Genomic DNA, 20,175 nt, shown 5'->3' with positions numbered 1-20,175 from the left:
CACTCAAAAAGACCTTCACTCCTATTGGAATGAAGGCCCTCTTCTTTCATGTTTCGCTTACAACAATTCCCGCTCTGCCACAACGACACCATCTTCATCAGCATACACAAAGTGACCTGGACGCCAGTCAATTCCTGCGAAATTTACTGGAATGTCTTTCTCTCCTTTTCCAGCTTTTTTGCTCTTTAATGGGATGCTTCCTATTGCTAGAATGCCAATGTCGGTTTTTGCTAATTCCGCTACATCACGTACACAACCATTGATAATGACTCCTGCTAGCTTTCGAGCTTCCGCAATCCCAGCTAACCGATCCCCCATTAAGGCACATGCTTTTGAAGCACCACCATCTACTACTAGGACCGCACCTGATGGGATGGTTTCTAATGATTCCTTTACGAGAACATTGTCCTCAAATACCCTCACAGTCGAGATCGGTCCATGAAACCGGCTTTGTCTTCCATAGGTCTTAAATTCTCCTTCAGCAATTTTTAATTCACTTGCAAAATCGTCACACAGGTCAGCTGTTTTAAATGTCAATTTCGCCAACTCCTTATCTGTTTTTTACAATATTCTGTAAAGTTTATCGAAATCCTCTTGTTCTCTATGAAAATTTAACCCTCGACAGCATATACATGTACAAAGGGAGGATGATCTCATGGCTGAAATGTGGGTTACGACTTTTGGGTTTGTTTTCGTTTTAGGGTTAAGTGGCGGTGTGCTTGTTTACTTTTTAAAAGGTGCGTTAGATTCAGAAGATTCCATTCGAGTTGACCCATTGCCGGAAGAAGAAGATTTATGAACGTGAATGGCAGAGGGAAACACCCCTCTGCCGTTTTTAGTGTCGAAGAACACGATCTTTATTGTGAACTCGTTCTTTTAAGATTGGTTTTAACTCGTCTACATAGCCAATACATTCACATAACGTCAAGCTCTTTTTCGGAGTATCTATCATTAAATGGGACAAACTTTCCTCTATATGGTTCTTAAAGCCTCCCATAAAAAATAAATACGGAATAATATACACCTGTTGATAATCTTGTAGGAGTCGTTTTATTTGGTCTGCATAAAGTGGGGATGAGGTTAAGTATCCTTCCATGACGGTGGTATTTATTTTTTCTTGTAGCAATAGAGAAGCTTTTTGAAGTTCTGTAGCTGCTACAGGATCCGGACTTCCGTGACTTAATAAAAGAACTGCTTCCTTGTTTGACTTCTTAAACCCACTCTCCATTAGTCGTTTTTCTAGTAGCTCAATCACTTTTTCATTAATACCAATTGGATTTGAATAGTGAATAGTCAAATTTTGATATGTTTCCTTTGCCGCTGTAAGCTCTTTCGGAATTTCTATATTCGCATGTAGCCCTGGCAAAAGCAAAACCGGCACAACTGTAATGTCTGTTGCTCCTTTTTCTACACATGCGGCTATTGCTTGTGAAATATTTGGCTCTACCCTTTCATGAAACGCAAATTCTTTAATTGGTACATCTACCTCTGACATAAACGCTTCAATATAATCGATAAATTGTTGATTTCCTACAGGAGAACGACCTCCATGTCCAACAAACAGTATTGCCTCCATCTTCCTACCTCCCATTTTTTTCATATTGTTATTGTAATGGGAATCTCTCAAGACTTTGTATGAAGGATGTCACAATTGGATGATCTCCAGTAGAAATGTCGTGATTTTGTCATATTCAAACGTCCATCATCCATATGAGCATAACTTTACTATTTATGGAAAAAATATTAATAAAAATGATAGGAGGAACACTTATGACAATAGCTAACCGCATGCCTCAGTTTCCAGAGCCATATTGGCGTGATATTAGCCTCCCCATCTATCGTAAGCTTATCGAAGACCAAACAGTTGATGTGACAATTGTTGGAGGAGGAATCACGGGGATTACTTCAGCCTATTTGTTGGCAAAAGAAGGACTGAAAGTGGCCATCATTGAAGCAGGAAGAATCCTTAATGGAACAACAGGGCATACGACTGCAAAAATTACTGCCCAACATGGTCTTATTTATGATGAGTTACTTCAGCATTTTGGCAAAGAAAAGGCAAAGCACTATTACCAAGCAAATTCAGAAGCACTCCAGTTTATTAGGAAAACAATCGAGGATTCAGGGATCGCCTGCGATTTTTCAACCGAGGATGCTTTTCTATACTCCACATCGGACGAAAATGCAAAAAAAATAGAAAAGGAATATGAAGCGTATCAAAAACTCGGGATACCAGGTGATCTTCATAAAATCATACCTATTTCCATCGAAATAAAAAATGCTTTATCGATGAAAGAACAAGCCCAATTCCATCCGCTAAAATATTTAGCTCATTTAGTCAAATGCTTTACAGATATGGGTGGTCTCATCTATGAAGATACAACTGCCGTCGACATCGAAGAAGGCAAATATCCAACCGTAGTAATGAGAAATGGAAAAAAAGTTCATAGCAAGCAAGTGATCATTGCGAGCCACTTTCCTTTTTATGATGGAATGGGCCTGTATTATACGAGAATGCACGCAGAGCGTTCCTACGTAGTTGCCGTAAAAACAAAAACTGAGTATCCAGGTGGAATGTATGTAAGTGTCGACCAGCCTACTCGTTCGTTACGGTACACTCCATATAATGGCGAAAAACTAATTCTTATCTCTGGTGATGGGCATAAGACTGGTCAGGGCGTTGATACGATCAAGCATTATGAAGCATTGGAGGCATTTGGTGAAGAGGTGTTTGGCATTCAAGAATATCCTTATCGCTGGTCTGCTCAGGATCTATTTACGCTAGATAAAATTCCGTATATCGGTCCGATTAAGAAAGATAAAGAAAATATTCTAATTGCCACTGGTTACCATAAATGGGGTATGACGAATGGAACAGCTGCCAGCCTTTTAATGAAGGATTACATATTAGGTAAAGACAACCCATATAGCAGTTTATTCTCTCCTTCTAGAGAAATCAAGGCTGACCCAAGTGTAAAGGAGTTTATTAAACAAAATGTAGATGTAGCAGGTGAATTGCTGAAAGGCAAATTTGAGTTGGTTCCTAAGGATCCAGGTGACTTAGAGACTGATGAGGGAGCAGCTGTCATGATTAATGGCAAACGAGCTGGTGCATACAAAGACCAAGACAACACTCTTCATATTGTGGACACAACCTGCACACATCTCGGCTGTGAAGTAGAATGGAACCATGGCGACCGCACTTGGGATTGTCCATGTCATGGCTCGCGCTTCTCCTATGATGGGAAAGTCATCGAAGGCCCTGCAACAAAAGCACTCAACCGAGTCCTCTGGAATGAAGAGTAAATGATATAAGGCTGCTAAGCAAATTGTGTTGATAGGGTGCATCCATAAGAATAGCTCAGGGCGTCTTGTCCAGTACCTTAAGGACCTTCGTCCCCCGAAGGAGATTAAGGAAACACGATGAATCAATGTTGACTAATCGTAAACAAGAGGACCGAAGTACATTAGGCACCAGGCCGTTTGGGCCGAACAATTTTCTAGGTTTATTTCTTTCTTTCTTTCTTTTTTATCTTTTTAAAAATCAGGCTGGGACATTACTATATGACTCCTTCTCAAGTACGAACAATGACTTTTTTAATATAGTTAGGTTGTAAAAACAAGTTCGTTCCACCTGCGCTGCAGACACTCGCTTTCCGCGGGGTCTCAGCCTTTCCTCTATTTCCCTAAGTAGTCGAGTGTCTTCCGCTCCTTTCCACTATTTTTTAAAATTCGTTTTCCGAACAAACAAAAATATCCGAACTAGTAAAAGGAGATTACTCCTTATAGTTCGGATATACCATTGACTGAATTACTTATGTCCCAGCCTCGTACACGTTATCAATCACTCGGTTGTTCCACTACTCGTTCCTGACGAGTGTTAGCAAACTCAACAAGCTCTGAGCTAGTTCTTTCACCTTTTTTTGCATTATTGTTACGTTGTGCGTTGGCATTTCCTCGCTTCGTTCTTCCCATTTGACCTCGACTCCTTTTTAAGTATGTCAGAAATAGTATGAGTTACGCTCTCTGATCTTATTCCAAAACAGGAGGCTTTCTCACTTTGGTCCCTTGTTCAAAGGAATAGGCAAATTTAAGCAATGTAGGCTCTTTATAAGCAGTGCTTGTAAAAGTGATACCGACAGGCTCTCCTTTTTCGGTATAACCAGCAGGAACGGTAATCGACGGATACCCTGCTTTAGCTGGAATTCCTGCGCCAAAGTTATTAGGCGTGACTAGCGCATCGATTTGATACTCGTTAAGAACATAATCAATTCCTTGCTCTGTTGAATAAAATTGGTCATGGGCTAATGCAGTCAAGTAAGCTTCCTCTGTCAATGTTCCACTCGTTCCTTCGGCTTCTTCTAAAACGACCTGGCCATATTTCAACATCTTCTCTTCATGCGTCTTATTAAACTCGATTAGCTCTGCTAACGAACGTACCTTAATATCTGTTGATAGCGATTTAAGATAAGCATTTAAACCCGTCTTAAACTCATAGGTCAACACATCATAGCTCCACTTCTCTTTCGAGGAAAGGATCTCAACATGTTCAATTACTTCAGCTCCAAGGCTTTTAAGCTCATCAATTGCTGCGTTTATGACAGAAAGTTGTTCCTCTGTAAGGAAGTTAAAAAAACCTTCTCTTGCAATCCCAATTCGAGCTCCCTTTAAGCCATCTATATCAAGAAAAGTAGTAAAATCGGTATGGCAAAGCTTTGTATTTGTTAGTGTGGCTGGATCGTTCTCATCTTTTCCAACTAAAACGTTTAATAGCAAGGCAGCATCCTTGACAGTCCGTGCCATTGGACCTGCTGTGTCCTGGCTATGTGCAATCGGGATAATCCCTTTTCTACTAATTAGGCCAACTGTTGGTTTAATCCCTACTAAGGAATTTTGGCTAGCTGGGCTTAAAATAGAACCTGAAGTCTCTGTTCCTACTGACACAGCTGCAAAATTAGCAGCAATAGCCGCCCCAGAACCAGAACTCGATCCACCTACATCAAATATTCCTGGTCCGTAAGGGTTTAATACTTGACCACCTCTAGAGCTGTAACCACTTGGCATCCCTTCTGCCATGAAATTCGCCCATTCAGTCATATTCGTCTTCCCGAGAATCACTGCTCCTGCCTCTCTAAGCCTTTGAGCAACAAAGGAATCCTCTATTGCATAAGAATGCGCTAATGCGAAAGAGCCTGCGCTAGTGTGCATTTTATCTTTCGTATCAATATTATCTTTTAGTAAAACAGGAATTCCATGAAGTGGTCCTCTTGGTCCCTGTTCCTCTCGCTCTGCATCCAGTCCTGCTGCAATTTGTAATGCATCTGGATTGATTTCAAGTATAGAGTTAATCTGAGCTCCCTTACAATCAAATTGGGCAATTCTATACATATACATTAGGACAAGCTCTTTTGACGTTACTTCACCTCCATTCATCTTTTCCTGCATCTCATCTATTGTTGCTTCAATTAACCATTCATTATGTAGTTTTTTCAATCGCGGATGGAACAATAGCTTCACATCTCCTTTTTCAGTGAATTATTCGAATATTATAATTTTACATAGAAAAAAGACCTTAGTCCACTAAAGGAATAAGGTCTTCGCTTTATTATCTTTCTTCTTCAGCTATCAATTCACCTTTATAGAACACGCGCTTTTCAAGAAGGAGGTCTAGCTCACGTGCGAACTTCTTCAATTCTCTTTCTTCTCTTTCCGTAACGATGGAAATAACCTGACCTTCTGCTCCTGCTCTACCTGTTCTTCCAGATCGGTGGATATATTGGGTTACATCCTTTGGGAAATCAAAATGAACCACCGTTGTTACACCTTTAATATCAAGTCCTCTCGCAGCAACATCTGTAGAAAATAATAGATTTGATTTCCCGCTACGTAATTCCTTTACCGCTTTTTGGCGATCAAATTTATTTAAATCGCTGTGTAGTAATCCTGCTTCAATTCCTTTAAAATCAAGTTTTTCCTTTGTAACTGTTAAATTCCCAATATCCTTAATAAACGCAAGTGCCTTAATACCATCTATTCTGGTGACTTTTTCTAATACTTTAATCTTATCTCGTTGCTCAGACACGATATAAAGATGCTCTACCTTACCAGATTGAATGGTTTCATCCTTTTCAACCTTTAAGATTTTCGGTTCAACTGTAAGAGCTTGTGCCATCTTCTCAGTTTCCTTTGGCAGGGTCGCTGAAAAAAGCAGAACCTGTCTATCACCTAAGGTGGACTTTACAATATTCTGTACGGTTCCCATATGCTCAGGTACTAATAGTTGATCCCCTTCATCTAAAACAACGGTTTTTACTTCATGCATCTTCAGCTTTTTTTGTTTAATTAGCTCGTAGGTTCTCCCTGGCGTTCCAATGACAACCTGTGGGTGCTTCTTTAGCTTCTCCAGCTGCCGTTTTAGATTGGCTCCCCCAATAAACGAAGCCCCTTTAAGCCCACTGCCTTCTGCCCACTTTTGCACTTCTTGAAGAATCTGCATGACAAGCTCTTGGGATGATGCCAAAATCACCGCTTGCACTGCTCTTTTCTCTGGATCGACTTTATTTAAAACCGGTAGCAAATAAGCAAGTGTTTTTCCTGTTCCTGTTGGAGATTCTGCTATAACATCTTTCCCTTCGATGATTGCTGGAATCGCATCTGTTTGAATCATGGTAGGCTGTTCAAACCCTGACTTTTTCCATGCCTCTTGGATAAATGGCTTTAACTCTGATAAAAATTGTCCTGACATTTACTTCACCTTCTGATCTATGTAAATTTAATGAGAATTCTATTTACTTCCCCTTAGCCTTCCCCGAGAAAAAACTAATATGTTTTAGATACTAGCTTAAGGATGGATGGTTGTCTATATCGCAACTAATTTTTCATAGAAAAAAGTACTGAGCCATTTGCACTCAGTACTTATTTCTTTCTCAGCATCTTATTTATGGATCCAAATGGCTCCAGCAGAATTATCCTTCGATTCCCCAATTACTTGGAACTTCAATCCTAAGTTTGGAACGATACGCCCAGCATCCGGGATTAAATGATTGATATACGTTTTAGAATCATCAAATGTTGTGATTCCAGGTAGCCCATCATAATCAAATTCCCCACGGTAGCTTGAGTCTATCTCCCAGCTTGGTGCCCGATCAAAACTGAAAGCCGCATCTGAAATTTGATAACGTGTGCTTTGGAATACAGAATCTTGCCCATCCTTCTGGCCAACAATAGCTTCAGGGTGTGAATCAACGACACCGATGAAGCCTTCACCTGGATGAACCCCTACCCAGTTGTCTGTAAAGCTATCGTCTCCATACCAAACAACTAATCCAGTATTGTATTTAACCCCACGAGAATGTTCAAGTGCAGTATCTGAGCCTGCATAGTTTCTCCATTCTAAATAATAGTAATTCTTCGCATAGTCAAATCCATTAGATACTACGAATCCCTTTAACGTAGCGGTTGACTCACCTTCCACATCGTCACTGAACACAACTTCTCCATCTACTGTTAGTTGTAAATTATCCATTGCAAATCCTTCAGGGGCTAATCCACCATCTGTTACATATTCAAAAACAAGCTTCACTTTTTCCCCGGCAAATTGGCTTAAATCGTAATGTTTATCTTCCCACTTACCTAGAGAAGTTTCATATCCTGCAGCTGTATTTTCATCACCAATTACATCAAGCTCTACTGTTTCACCCAATTCAGTTACCGCATTTACAAATACGTAATCATAGTCAAATTCAACTTCATAATAAGTCTTATAGTTAAATGAGGCTTCTGATGCTCCTGTCAGATCAAACACTGGTGTTTCTAGTGTAGTGTGAAGATCATCCCCTTTTGTACTATAATAATACTTCTCACCAAATGCAGGTTTTATTCCTTCCACCGGCTTATCTGGCAGGTTGACTTTTACAATTCCCGGATTTTTACTTTTTGTGACACTTTGGTCAATAACTACTGCTAATCCCTTTTGATCAATACTTTCATAATCTACTTCCATAATGTTAGCCCAGTTTCCACCCATAATTTTTTGGAAATATTCCTTGTTTTGTGGAGAAAAGCTAGTAGGCTCTGTTCCAGCAACTTTTCCATTCCAGCTTCCTCCACTCATAATCGACCAAGAAGCTACTGGTTCGCCTTGACCTGTATACTGAGTATCGTACTCATCTGGGAGTCCAAGATCATGACCAAACTCATGAGCAAATACCCCAACTGCCCCATCTTCTGGTTGAATGGTATAATCATATGCCGCCATATTTCCACCCCAGTAGCCCACTTTCGCTTCTGTGTTTGCTACAGGATATACTCCATCAAGAACCCATCGATGTGACCAAATTGCGTCATCTCCTAGAATTCCTCCACCTGCCTCTTGACCTGTTCCAGCATGAATGAGCATTAGGTGATCTACTAATCCATCTGGTTCATTTTGATTACCATCCCCATCTAAGTCATACAAATCAAACTGATCATATTCTGCCAAATCTATACCAGATGCTACGGCTGCATTTAACGCATCTTTAACTAAGTCTCGAGGACCCTTAGGCGCTAAATTATCATGCCCCCCATTTGGATTATCATCTCCATAATCTCTTGCATTACCAGGTACTGTCAGCCATTCAGAAACAACACCATCTACTGAATAGCTTCCTCCAGATTGTTCTTCATAATATTGCTTAAAGGTTTTTATTTTGTCTCCGTTAAATAAAGTGAATTCTTCATCACCGAACATTAATTTTTGGTAATGCTCACGGTTAAAATCATCAGCATACATATATCCTTCTTCTTGGATAACATTATTGTGTTTAAAATCAGCAAACTCTGTTAACAATACGAGTACTTTATCTACACGTGTTTCTCCCTTGTAGTTTGCTTCTTTAGCTGGGTTAACCTTTACATATCCATTTGGCTTCCCTTTTTTATAGTTATCATGACCTTTTTCTAATTGTTTAGCTAATTTATTTTTCTGCTTTGTCAGAAAATCCTTTGTTTTTTGATCAAATTCTTTTTCCTTGTGGCTTTTGGATTTATGAGTTTTTGCTTTCGTCGATTTTTCTGTAATATATTTCTTTACAGCTTTCGAAATCTGCTCTTGAGTAGCACCCTTTGAAATTACACCTCTCTCTTGTAGTGCTTTTCCTAAGCGCTCTTCATCGACAATATGTAGATCTATAGGAGAAGATTCTTGCATTGAGGCATTAACTGATTTTGGAGCAATAGTTGTTGATGTAGCAAACGCACCAGCAAATAATGTAGATGCGACAACTGTACTAGCCGCTATACTTGATACTACTTTCCAAGGCTTACTTTTTCCCATTCATTTCCCCCCTAATAATTTGTAATAATAACAAATTCAGAATATTACAGTTATAATTCTAGCAATCTGGTTTAATTGTGTTAATAGTGTAAATATACCGAAAATTTAACCTGATTAATGATTCCCCTTATGACTTACGGCCTTGTGAAAATCAAGAGCTGCTCCATTCCTAGTGTCTAAAATCCTATGTGAGATCGTATCTATACCTCCTTTTTGTTTATTTGAATTTTCAAACTTCTGTAATATTCCGTTTGAATCTTAACACCTAAGTTGCCATTGTGTAAATAATAGAATTTTCATTCTACAAAACTAGTGAATATCAGACATATAGAGCGAAGATTCTTACGATTTCACTTTGTAATTCTGACAAATTTCATCTGTGAAAATAGACATATTTAATACGATACCGTTTGAATCTATTGAAGTGCCGAAGGTAATTTTTTGATTCTTGAGGATATGAGGTATGCTAAGTGAACAAAAGTGCAGGACATCTAGGGCACAAGCATAAGAGAGTTTAGAGTAGAAGGCGCTCATTGCCTTCCATTCTAAACTCTCTTATGACCTCTATGGGCTAGGCGTTGGTTGTCGAGAAGATTATCTACAATTGAAAAATTTATACATTCTTTAGCAACAAAAAACGAGGTAATAACAAGCTACGAAAAATCTTTTTTTTATGATTCAAACGATGATTAAACTTCGTACTAAGACTAACAACCATATTGTAGAGTATTACGACAAATTAAAAACGCAACCTCAAGGAAAGCCCCATAAAGTTGCGTCAATAGCGTGCGTGAATAAATTTTTGAAAGTGGCATTTCATCTCATAACACACAACATTACCTATAATTACGAAGCAGTTTAACCTGTTCGTAAATAAGTTGTTTATACTATATCATACCTGACCTTTCGAAAAATACACCTCGTTAGGTATATTTGGCATAGATAAATGATTTTTGAGTGAGAGAACTCCCTCCTCCCCTCCAAGAATCAGTCTTCAAACATATATAAATATGATAAAAAACTCTTGACTAGAGGTAAGAAAGAGGCTGGGACATTACTAAATGACTCTTTCTCAAAGACGAACAATGACTTCATTAAAATAGTTAGGTTGTAAAAACAAGTTCGTTCCACCTGCCCTGCAGACACTCGCTTTCCACGGGGAGGAAGCTGAGCCTCCTTGCTGCGCTTTGGTGTCTCAGCCTTTCCTTTATTTCCCTTAGTAGTCGATTGTCTTCCGCTCCTTTCCACTATTTTTTAAAAATTTGTTTTTCGAACAAACAAAAATACCCGAACGAGTAAAAGGAGATGGAGATAACTCCTGTTCGTTCGGATAGTTCATTGATTGAAATACCCAGCCTCACTCCTAAGGCTTCTCATCCACATTCGATATAAAGCTTTTATTTCGAATTCCCGAACGCCGCAGGTGCATATACACTTCTACTTCTATTTCTCCTCGTGTGAATTCCTCGTTCCACTGATCTTCTACTTGTTTAAACTTGTCATAATGCTGTCTATAAAGTGCATCTCCAAACCCGAAAATATCTACACCATATTCATCTTGTACTTTTTGAATCGTTCCTTCTACATCTGTTAGAATAAAGTCGTTCACTCTTTTTTCATATTCTTGAAAAGTCTCTACCTTTGTAAGGTCCTTCGAGCACTGTGTCCCATCAATATGTGCTTCCCCATTAATTTTCACTTTTAACTTTGGCTCATCCCCCTTATAGCTCGCGTTGATGCTGGAGGTAGATGTAACAATTCGAACATCAATAAATTTTTCGTTTTCCTGTTCATCCTCTTCACCACATGGGACACTTATACTTGTACGATTTAAATCCTGTGTCCATAAATAATTTCTCGCATCCTCTAGAGTTAGAAAACCGACCACCTTTTTATTATCAAATACAGCCAACCCATCCAGTTCAACAAGTGCATCAAGGTCTACCCTCTGAATATTTTCAACTGATTTCCCTTTGGCTGGGTCCCCCTTAATCGTTACTGCTGCTAATACCGGTGTCCTGCCATTAGAAGTAATCGAGGACAACAGATCTGTCAGCCTAATGTTGGGGTCTCCTCCCCACTCCTCAAGAAAAGCTTCAATTTGCTTATTAATTTTTATAGAAGAGACCTTCTGAACAGGTGCAACTGTTGAAATGTAATCAGAAGCTTTATATTTCCTTGAAATCAATATATTGAAGTCATTTCGGAAATCTCCACTTCTTTCAAGAAAATCAAGGAATCCCGTAATTCCTTCCCTCGCCACCTGCTCGCTTATAACGAGAATCCGTGTATGTGAATAGATTAATTTCCGTGCCATTCCTACATTCATTTTATTGGAAAGTTCAGAAATTGAATTTCCTTCTAAAGAAAAAGAGATAGAAGGCGTATTGCCCTCCCCCCCTTGTTTCGACAACTGAGTGGCATTAACTGCCTCAACCGTTAGTAGATATCTTTTCTCCTCCCCTTTATCAACTGCAATCCCTGTGACAATTAAAATGTCATTTAACTCATTTTTGTCCCAGCATCCAACTAAGAGGAGACAAAACACGCATATAATTATGAAAGGTCTAGACACGTGCATCAGCTCCCACCTCCCGTGTTCGGTGGGGATGGAGCCTGATTACTTGTTTTCTTTACTGGCGCTTGTGTCATCAAATAAGAGGGCCTTCTTTTATTTTTCCAAATAGGCATACGGACAAATACGTCCTGCTGGTCCTCTATTTGCAAAGGGGCAACAGGAGTTAAGTAAGAAATCCCAAAGGACCTTAAGCTGACTAAGTGGATGACCATGACAATTAACCCAACTAATACCCCATATAACCCCATCGCTGAAGCTGCAAAAATTAATAGAAACCGTAACAATCTTGTTGAAATCGCGAAATTGTATATAGGGGAAACAAAGCTAGCAATTGCAGTGAACGCAACAATAATCACCAATACGTTTGAAACAATCCCTGCTTCTACAGCAGCTTGACCTATAACTAACGCTCCCACAATGGACACCGTTTGCCCTACTGCTCTAGGCATTCGTACTCCAGCTTCACGCAACACCTCAAAAGATAGCTCCATTAATAAGATTTCAATAACTGCTGGAAAGGGTACACCTTCTCGCTGAGCTTGAACACTGATTAATAGCTGGGTTGGCAATAATTCATGATGAAAAGAAGAAATAGCTACATATAACGACGGAAGGGTTAACGCTATCATAAATGAAATGTATCGGATAAATCGAACAAAGCTGGCCATAAAGAAGGGTTGATAATAGTCTTCTGATGACTGAAAAAAATCACTAAATACACACGGAAGTGTCAAAACAAACGGTGTACCGTCGACAAATATAGCTATTTTCCCATCTAGTAAATGACTAGCAATAGTATCAGATCTTTCGGTATTGAAAATTAATGGAAAAGGAGTATAGGTTTCATCTGTAATGAATTCTTCAATATTCCCACTGTCAAGGATTGCACCTACATCAATTTTCTCAATTCTCCGTCGAACCTCATCCAATACATCTAAGTTAGTAATGTTGTCCATATATGCAATTGCTACATCTGTGCGCGAATCTTTTCCAATCTGGTAACGTTCAAACTTTAGACTTGGATTCCTAATTCGTCGCCTAACTAGACTTATATTTGTGTTCATATTTTCGATAAAGCCTTCTTTTGGACCACGAATAATGGTCTGTGTACTTGGCTCTTCTACCGAACGCTTCTCGATGTTCCCGATTTCTAACGAAAAAGCCTTATTCAACCCCTTTATAAGAATAACCGCATAGCCATTCAATATGTGCCATACGACTTGATGTAACGTGTGTGCATAGTCATATGGAAGGCTTGGGAAATAAGACTCTCTTATTTTTTCGAATGATTTATCATCCGTAATCACCTGATGGTCGTGATTACAATTATAAATAGGTTCTAGGATCTTTTCCGTAAGCTGTCCTTTGTCCAGCATCGTGCTCAAATAACAGATGAACCCGTTTTTATTCCCTACCTGAATTTCATCCATTTCAAAATCAAACGTTCCATGAAATAACCCCTCTAACTCTTCTTTATTTTTTTCAAGGGAAGGAGAGAATTCTACCTGGATGTCTTCGGTATGGAAAAGCTGAGCATCTGTTGTTTCCTGGTTACGCTTATTCTTCTTTCGTTTAAAGAGTTGATTCCATTTTTTCAATTCCACCTCCCCCTTTCTTTTTTCTCGTTTTAAACCATAAGATGGGGAGCATAACGAAAGGAATCGTTAGCTGAAAAGGAATATGAAGAAATTTTGTTACAAACTCAAGTCCTTCTTGTATGTGCTCCGCATAATTCTCACTAATTAAAATGGTAAATAAGGCAATAAGCATTCCTATCGGAAAGAGAAAGGAACGATAGGGCCTGTGAAAGAGGTATTCTAACCCTTTAACCCCTCCGTAGAAAAAAATGCTCACCTTTACAATAATTCCAAACATAACAATAAAGACGACGAGTAAATCCACTCTTTCAATAAAGTTGAGAAGGGAAATTTCTCGTGCGGCAGATAATAACGGAAAATTAGAACGCTCTTTCATCTCATGACCTAACGAAAGGATTTGTACCATGGAGCTATAGGTCAAAAGGACTCCAGTAATCAAAATAGCGACGATACTTACCTTCATCGCTTTTTCGAATTTAGTTACATAAGGAATAATCATCATGAAAGCCACCATCTCTCCAAACGGAAAAGTCAATAATTCAGGGAAAATGGCTTGTCGAATTGGCCTAATCCCTTCAGCTAGGATGGGCTGAAGGTTGGTAAATTTAATTTCTCCAGATAAATAAACAGAGATTCCAATAATAAGGACGAAAAAGAACACATACGGAAAAAAGATTTCACTTGTTCTTCCTAATACTTCTAACCCTTGATATAACATGTAAATGATGATAAGCATCATCGTTATCGATAAAAATTCAATTGGGGTGTTTGCAAAAATAGTAGAAGCCATCAGCTCGCAAAAATCCCTTATTACTCTTGCAGAGATATAAAAGAAATATAAGATGTATAAATAGGAAATCAGCCCGCCAATCCATTTTCCAAAACAAAAGGACAAGAGCTCGAATAAGTGTTTACCAGGTAGCTTGGAAAGCAGAAATACATACCCCGCTACTAAACTAGCGCCAAAAATCGTTGTAGCCATAATGGCAATCCAAGCATCTTGCTTTGCCTCATTCCCTATTCCAACAATAGCTGCACTCCCAATTTCAAATATTATAATAAGAATTAATAGCTGCCATAAAGAAATTTTCTCTACAGAAGGCTTCATTTCGAATTGTCCACTTTCTTTATTCCCTTATAATCCAACCTGATACAGTAAACAAAACTTAACGCAACAGCTGTATACACCATCCATTCATTCGTCCCAGCCTTTACCATCATAATGTTCGTCATAGTAGCGAAAAATGCTCCCCCGTACATGAACAAATCAATGAATGTCACAGTTGTCAAAAGGCTAGATAAGGTAAGCAATAACACAAATGTAACCAAACAAAAAACCACCTAACCATTTCAGCTTCATACTCACATTATTTCCTTTTTGTTCCTAATCATGTATTAATAATCAACACAACCCATTTTCGGGGGTAGGGAGAATGGAACAATCCTTTTTTGAGAATAAAAAGAACACTAGCAAGCTACTAGTGCTCCATGATATCCCTTCAATTACTGCTGCGTTTGCTCCGCTTTTTCCAGTAATTTATTCGCTAGAACTGAAAGATTCTCTGTCGTATGATTAATCTCATTAATTGAACTCACAATTGTATCTAAATCCATCTTATTGCGGTCAAACATCTCCAAATAATGCTCCATCTCCATCTTCATAGTCAACAATCCACTCTTAACATCTTGAAGCTTTGATTGAGACTCCTTCGTCGAAAGATTCATCGTATTCATCGTATCCACTAATCGATTAATATAAGAGTCATTTTCCTCTATCGAAAACTTAATCTTGCTGCTCATAGATTTCGAGTTTTCCGCTAGCTTTCGTACTTCTGAAGCGACTACTGCAAAGCCTTTCCCACCTTCCCCCGCCCGGGCTGCCTCAATGGATGCATTTAATGCAAGTAAATTCGTTTGATCCGCAATATCCTCAATTCCCTTTGTCATCGCAATAATTTGCTCTGAGATTGATTTTAGTTTAGACATTCCTTTAATCGTCGAAGCCACTTCATCTAACACATGACTAAACGTCTTTTCCATACTCTCCATTTGATTCTGATTAACATCCGTTAAATTTAGTAGATTCCTACTACTCTTTTGCGTCATTTCTGTTTCCTTACGAATTTGCTCGGCCTTTCCGCTTGTTTCACTCGTTGTAGCTTCAGTCTCTTCTACCGTTGCAGCTACTTCTTGACTAATGGAAGTGAGCTCCCTTTGAAGCAGTTGATTTGCCTCATTTAAGTTATTTAATTCGGTCACCCTTGCCTGTAAATAATTCCCTACTACTAGTTGTGAATCTAGGTTAACTACATGTGTAATTGCTAAAATAACTTCTGAGAGCTTACTAGGGTTTGATTGTAGATACTCCACCACTTTTGGGATCAGCAACGAACTAATAGCTGAGTAAGTCGCAAGAAACCACTCAATCGGTAAATTCGCACCATTATGGGTTTTTCCAATTTGATTTCTCATCTGAAAATAAGCTTCATTCAACTCACCGCTTAACAAACTCTCAAAATACCGGACAAACACATTGTACAAGCGTTCATAACCAGAGTGGTCATTCGCAATTCTTTCTAGTAGTGGTTGTTTATATAAATGGTCTAATACATTTCTAAGAATCTCATCTAATAAGGGAAGGACAATAGGTTGAACCTCTTTTAGTGCCGTTAAATGCTGCTTTTCAAACCCCATATATTCTAATCTCATGGAAATATCGCTATTTTGTACTTGCACCACATTTTCCTTTTTCGGAAGCTCCATTATTGCCATAAATTCTGCTGCTTTCGCTTTTTTCCCTAATTGAAATAGCATATAAATTCCCCTTTAAGTTAAATTGTATAAGTTATGTCTAAATTATGTATAACTATTTTGATTTTAGCAAGCTCAAGTATGCAATCAAAACGAAAAATCATGACTACATTCCTAGTACGAATGTAGTATGGTTTGAAACAGTTTGAAATGTATCTATATCAGTAACCTCCCTCATAAAAAAGCAACACCCAAGATCTTAGTGTCTCGAGTGTTGCCTTCTTAATCGACTTGTATATTATATTTTTTAATTTTGTACAATAGACCTTGCCTTGATATTCCGAGTGCCTCGGCCGCTCTTGCTTGATTTCCATTTTCATTCTTTAAAGCTTCTTCAATAACAGACACCTCTACTTGCTCTAAATGCTCGGTTAAAGAAAAATCCTCATCCCAGTTAATAGATGGTACTTCCTCCCCCTCTTTCGTCTCTACTATGCTTTGTGAGAAGTACGTCATAACCTCTAGTGGAAAATCTTTTAACAGTAAGTTCCCATCCATTGATAATACCGTCGCGCGGGCAATTGCATTTTCTAATTCGCGAATATTCCCAGGCCATGGATATTCAACTAGCTTCACTAACAGCTCTTTACTTATCCTATATGGACGTTTCTGTTCAACGGATGCTTCTTGCATAAATTGATCGATTAAGTCTGGAACATCTTCCCTCCGCTCTCTTAGCGGAGGCATATGAATGCCAATAATGTTTAACCGATAATATAAATCCTCTCGAAAATCTCCACTTTGTACCATCTCCCATAGATTGCGGTTGGTAGCTGTAATAATTCGTACATCTGAGCTTATTTCCTTTGTACTCCCTAAAGGAGTAAACGTTTTATCCTGTGTGAACTGGAGCAGTTTCGCTTGCAGGTCCAGCGGAATTTCTCCAATTTCATCTAAAAATAATGTTCCTCCGTCTGCTGCCGCGCATTTCCCTTCCTGTGAGGAAATCGCACCTGTAAACGCACCTTTTTCGTAACCGAACAATTCACTCTCCAATAAGTTAGGGGGAATGGCAGCACAATTGACCTTTATAAAAGGGGCGTTACACCGATTGCTTTCTAGGTGAATTGCATAGGCACATCTTGACTTACCTGTTCCACTTTCTCCACCTAATAAGATCGTAACATCCTGAGGTGCCACCCTTTGAATAAGAGAGTAGACCTCTTGCATCTTCTCACTCGAACCAATCATACCGTGTAAATTAAACTTCTCTTTTACAGCTGCTTTTAGTTGTTTATTTTCCCTTTGAAGCTCTTTATACCCAAGTGCACGTTCAATGACTACCTTTAGTTCATCTGCCCGAATCGGCTTTGATAAATAGTCAAACGCCCCAATTTTCATTGCCTTTACCGCATCTTCTATATCACCATATGCCGTGCACATGATAAACGAAGTGTTTGGAAAAAGGGGCTTCCACTTCTCCAACAGCTTTAATCCTGTGGTATCAGGCAGGAGGATATCGAGCAAAACAAGGTCCACTTGTTCGCTATCCATCTTCTGCAAAGCTTCATCTCCCGTTTCTGCTTCTATTACGTCATAGCCTGCCTTCAGCAAAGTAAGCTTGGTTAATCTCCGAAATTTCTCGTTATCTTCAACGAGTAAGATTCTCTTCCCCATCTACTCTCTCCTCTTTATGTCTTGGAAGTGAAATGATAAAGGTAGTTCCTTTTCCTAACTCACTCTCAACCTCTATTTGTCCGTTGTTGGTGGTAATGATATCATGAGTAATCCACAATCCGAGCCCTGTTCCTTCCTGCTTCGTGGAGAAAAATGGATTGAAGATTCGATTTATTTTCTGTTCCGAAATTCCAATTCCATTATCAGCTATGGTTAATTCATATTTATCCTTAACTTCTTCTACGGAAACATGAATTTCTCCTTTTTCTGTTACCGCTTCAATGGCATTAAGGAAAATATTCAGTAGCGCTTGAATTAGCTGGCTCCGGTCTCCCTTTATTCGAAGCTGATCACTCGAATAGCTAGTTGAAATGTGTATCGCCTTTTTCCGAAATTGATGTGAAAGCAGATGAAGGGTTTCATTAAGTAAGCTTTTCAAATTAAAGATTGTTTCATCTTTTTTATGTTCTCGGCTAAACTGAAGAAATCTTCGAACCAGCTCGTTTAACCGTTGTATCTCATCTTGTATATCCTTCAAGGCTTCTTGAATAATATCTGATGACATATCCTTTATTGAATATTTCTCTAAAAGATCGTTAAACTCTGTTTCAATTACATCACTAGCCATTTGTACAGTTCCAAGTGGATTTTTCACCTCATGGGCAAGCCCAGCTGTCATTTGACCAATTGCTACGAGCTGCTCTGATCTTTGAATGTGCCGTTCAAGCTGTCTTACTTTTGTTACGTCCCAAAATGTGGTTAGCACACCAATAACCTCTTGTTTCTCATTCAGTAGGGGCGAGCTCGATTGCTTCATTACTTTCCGTTTCCCTTGATTATGTTGAAGGGTAAAATCATCCTCCACTCCATCAAATTTATGGGAGACATGCTTACATTTTTCAAAATGGTCCTTAAAAGGTTGGGGAAGCTCATCGATCGATTTCCCTACTAGATGTGGCTGTGAAAGAAATAGTAGCTCACTCCCTGTATCATTTATAGAGGTAATCACGCCATCCGGGTTAATGGTAACGACTCCAAACGGAAAGGACTCCAAGATTGATTGCAGGTGGCGCTCTTGAGATCGTAAGCTTTCTGCCATAAATTTCATCGTATTGGAGAGGGTCTTGATTTCGTCATTTTTCCGAAGCATCGGCACAAACCAATCTCCCCCTTTTGCATAGCTCGCTGCTTGCTCCGTTAGCCTTTTGATTGGCTGGATGACCCAGCGGATGCTAAAGAGCAGAAAAGCGAATGTAGCAAGCAAAATCACGACAAACCCATTAATTAACACATTCTTAAGGCTAGAGATAACCAAGTTAGCTTCCTTCAAAGGCAAAGATGTGGCCGCATAAAATGGCAAACGATCAATTGGACTATATGCGACAAGCGTATTGTTCTCCCATAAAGTTCCTTTAAATACACCAGTTCGATCAAGAATAGACTGATGAAAGAATGGATACCTAGCAATTGATTGACCGGCGAGATTAGTGTCCTTCGTATCAAACAAGATATCGCCTTCCTTATTAAATAGAAACGTTCTCCCAGAGTCACTCACAATATTTTTTTTATAATATTTTTCTAAATAAGTTAAGCTTACCCTTGCTAAGAACGCTCCATTCACTGGCCCATGCTCTATCGTTTGCACTGGTACCAGCATATAGATCTCTGGCGCACCGCTTTCAGCTTTACCCTGACTAACAAAGGAAGCTCTCCTCCAAATTATTTCTTTAAAAAATGTCGACTGCAATACTGTCAACGAATCCTCCTTCTTCTCAAAGGGAGCTTGATACACGATGCTTCCGTTTTCATCTAATAAGAGAATCTCTTCAAAAAAAGGATCATTCATTGCTAACTCAGTGACCATCCTTTCCGTTTTTTTTCGATGACTAAACGGATCTGAAGCAGTTATATTTTCAAGTAATTGGGTCTTAAATTGAAACAAATCCTTCGTTTTATCTGATAGAACCTTCGCTACTTGAATCGCTTGCTCCTCTGTTTGCTTTTGAATGATATCCTTTGAAGAGGACACAGCAACTGCAAATATGATAAGAAGAGGGATAAAAATAATGATGACACTAAGCAATAGAAAGCGTTGGGTAAGTCCTGCGGGGAAAAAATTTCTCATTATGGTCCACCTTTCATTGAGGTGCTAGGCTATATATTCATTATATAAAAGGCTTAGAGAATGTATCAAATAAGGGAAAAGAGGAAATCTTATTGACTTCCTCTCAGACTCTAGTCAAACTCGAAACAAC

The 20,175-nt window shown here is 38.9% G+C and carries 15 protein-coding genes and 1 pseudogene; 3 read left to right on the top strand and 13 right to left on the bottom strand.

The annotated features are described in order from the left end of the window. Positions 1-57: 57 nt before the first annotated feature. Entirely contained in the window at positions 58-537 is a 480-nt protein-coding gene (gene rraA, locus LS684_RS03040) for a ribonuclease E activity regulator RraA (protein WP_233809823.1), read from the bottom strand. Positions 538-655: 118 nt separating this feature from the next. Between rraA and LS684_RS03035 the strand changes: the two genes are divergently transcribed. Further along, positions 656-799 carry a hypothetical protein gene (locus LS684_RS03035; protein WP_233809821.1) on the top strand — a complete coding sequence of 48 codons (144 nt, stop codon included), beginning with the start codon at positions 656-658 and terminating at the stop codon, positions 797-799. A gap of 36 nt (positions 800-835) precedes the next feature. Here the strand turns inward: LS684_RS03035 and LS684_RS03030 are convergent, their stop codons facing one another. Continuing rightward, entirely contained in the window at positions 836-1,576 is a 741-nt protein-coding gene (locus tag LS684_RS03030) for a sirohydrochlorin chelatase (protein WP_233809819.1), read from the bottom strand. Between the two features lie 194 nt (positions 1,577-1,770). Here LS684_RS03030 and LS684_RS03025 point away from each other — a divergent pair, with 194 nt between their 5' ends. Continuing rightward, on the top strand, positions 1,771-3,306 hold the full coding sequence (locus LS684_RS03025) for an FAD-dependent oxidoreductase (RefSeq protein ID WP_233809817.1): 1,536 nt from the start codon (positions 1,771-1,773) through the stop codon (positions 3,304-3,306). A gap of 534 nt (positions 3,307-3,840) precedes the next feature. On the opposite strand, the gene LS684_RS24070 is transcribed toward LS684_RS03025, so the two are convergent. The 4 genes from LS684_RS24070 to LS684_RS03010 all read right to left on the bottom strand — a co-directional run bounded on the left by LS684_RS24070 (position 3,841) and on the right by LS684_RS03010 (position 9,316). Continuing rightward, the gene (locus LS684_RS24070; protein WP_267930359.1) at positions 3,841-3,975 is read right to left on the bottom strand and encodes a hypothetical protein; all 135 of its coding nucleotides are present in this window, start codon (positions 3,973-3,975) and stop codon (positions 3,841-3,843) included. A 57-nt stretch (positions 3,976-4,032) separates the two neighbouring features. Beyond that, entirely contained in the window at positions 4,033-5,508 is a 1,476-nt protein-coding gene (locus LS684_RS03020; RefSeq protein ID WP_233811527.1) for an amidase family protein, read from the bottom strand. Between the two features lie 97 nt (positions 5,509-5,605). Next, complete coding sequence (locus tag LS684_RS03015) at positions 5,606-6,745, bottom strand: DEAD/DEAH box helicase (RefSeq protein ID WP_233809815.1); 1,140 nt, start codon at positions 6,743-6,745, stop codon at positions 5,606-5,608. A 189-nt stretch (positions 6,746-6,934) separates the two neighbouring features. After that, positions 6,935-9,316, bottom strand: coding sequence for an immune inhibitor A domain-containing protein (locus LS684_RS03010; RefSeq protein WP_233809813.1), 2,382 nt, complete (start codon positions 9,314-9,316; stop codon positions 6,935-6,937). Between the two features lie 617 nt (positions 9,317-9,933). Between LS684_RS03010 and LS684_RS03005 the strand changes: the two are divergent. Beyond that, positions 9,934-10,178, top strand: a pseudogene (locus tag LS684_RS03005) (IS110 family RNA-guided transposase); the annotation flags it as partial. A 501-nt stretch (positions 10,179-10,679) separates the two neighbouring features. Here LS684_RS03005 and LS684_RS03000 read toward each other — a convergent pair. From LS684_RS03000 to LS684_RS02970, 7 genes are all read right to left on the bottom strand, one after another. Then, positions 10,680-11,897, bottom strand: a complete 1,218-nt coding sequence (locus tag LS684_RS03000; protein ID WP_233809811.1) for a Ger(x)C family spore germination protein — start codon at positions 11,895-11,897, stop codon at positions 10,680-10,682. Beyond that, a complete protein-coding gene (locus LS684_RS02995; protein WP_432418791.1) occupies positions 11,897-13,498 on the bottom strand; it encodes a spore germination protein in 1,602 nt (533 codons plus the stop codon). Before LS684_RS02995 ends, LS684_RS03000 begins: the two co-directional genes overlap by 1 nt. Beyond that, positions 13,467-14,600: a GerAB/ArcD/ProY family transporter gene (locus LS684_RS02990; RefSeq protein ID WP_233809807.1), complete on the bottom strand. Its 1,134-nt coding sequence runs from the start codon at positions 14,598-14,600 to the stop codon at positions 13,467-13,469. The genes LS684_RS02995 and LS684_RS02990 overlap by 32 nt, the downstream gene beginning before the upstream one ends. After that, positions 14,597-14,821: a hypothetical protein gene (locus LS684_RS02985; RefSeq protein WP_233809805.1), complete on the bottom strand. Its 225-nt coding sequence runs from the start codon at positions 14,819-14,821 to the stop codon at positions 14,597-14,599. The genes LS684_RS02990 and LS684_RS02985 overlap by 4 nt, the downstream gene beginning before the upstream one ends. Before the next feature lie 174 nt (positions 14,822-14,995). Next, positions 14,996-16,306: a globin-coupled sensor protein gene (locus LS684_RS02980; RefSeq protein ID WP_233809803.1), complete on the bottom strand. Its 1,311-nt coding sequence runs from the start codon at positions 16,304-16,306 to the stop codon at positions 14,996-14,998. A 219-nt stretch (positions 16,307-16,525) separates the two neighbouring features. Continuing rightward, a complete protein-coding gene (locus LS684_RS02975; RefSeq protein WP_233809801.1) occupies positions 16,526-17,920 on the bottom strand; it encodes a sigma-54-dependent transcriptional regulator in 1,395 nt (464 codons plus the stop codon). Continuing rightward, positions 17,895-20,045 carry a PAS domain-containing sensor histidine kinase gene (locus tag LS684_RS02970; RefSeq protein ID WP_233809799.1) on the bottom strand — a complete coding sequence of 717 codons (2,151 nt, stop codon included), beginning with the start codon at positions 20,043-20,045 and terminating at the stop codon, positions 17,895-17,897. Before LS684_RS02970 ends, LS684_RS02975 begins: the two co-directional genes overlap by 26 nt. Positions 20,046-20,175 lie beyond the last annotated feature (130 nt).

Source organism: Cytobacillus spongiae (assembly GCF_021390075.1).
The sequence above is the reverse complement of the archived record's forward strand: the minus strand, read 5'-3'. Positions and strand labels throughout refer to the sequence as shown.

Excerpts from the sequence above, each read along its gene's own strand:
- LS684_RS24070 (WP_267930359.1), bottom strand. The coding sequence starts at position 3,975 with ATGGGAAGAACGAAGCGAGGAAATGCCAACGCACAACGTAACAATAAT.
- LS684_RS03035 (WP_233809821.1), top strand. The coding sequence starts at position 656 with ATGGCTGAAATGTGGGTTACGACTTTTGGGTTTGTTTTCGTTTTAGGG.
- LS684_RS02980 (WP_233809803.1), bottom strand. The coding sequence starts at position 16,306 with ATGCTATTTCAATTAGGGAAAAAAGCGAAAGCAGCAGAATTTATGGCA.
- LS684_RS03010 (WP_233809813.1), bottom strand. The coding sequence starts at position 9,316 with ATGGGAAAAAGTAAGCCTTGGAAAGTAGTATCAAGTATAGCGGCTAGT.
- LS684_RS02990 (WP_233809807.1), bottom strand. The coding sequence starts at position 14,600 with ATGAAGCCTTCTGTAGAGAAAATTTCTTTATGGCAGCTATTAATTCTT.
- LS684_RS03025 (WP_233809817.1), top strand. The coding sequence starts at position 1,771 with ATGACAATAGCTAACCGCATGCCTCAGTTTCCAGAGCCATATTGGCGT.
- LS684_RS02975 (WP_233809801.1), bottom strand. The coding sequence starts at position 17,920 with ATGGGGAAGAGAATCTTACTCGTTGAAGATAACGAGAAATTTCGGAGA.
- LS684_RS03000 (WP_233809811.1), bottom strand. The coding sequence starts at position 11,897 with ATGCACGTGTCTAGACCTTTCATAATTATATGCGTGTTTTGTCTCCTC.
- LS684_RS02970 (WP_233809799.1), bottom strand. The coding sequence starts at position 20,045 with ATGAGAAATTTTTTCCCCGCAGGACTTACCCAACGCTTTCTATTGCTT.
- LS684_RS03030 (WP_233809819.1), bottom strand. The coding sequence starts at position 1,576 with ATGGAGGCAATACTGTTTGTTGGACATGGAGGTCGTTCTCCTGTAGGA.
- LS684_RS03015 (WP_233809815.1), bottom strand. The coding sequence starts at position 6,745 with ATGTCAGGACAATTTTTATCAGAGTTAAAGCCATTTATCCAAGAGGCA.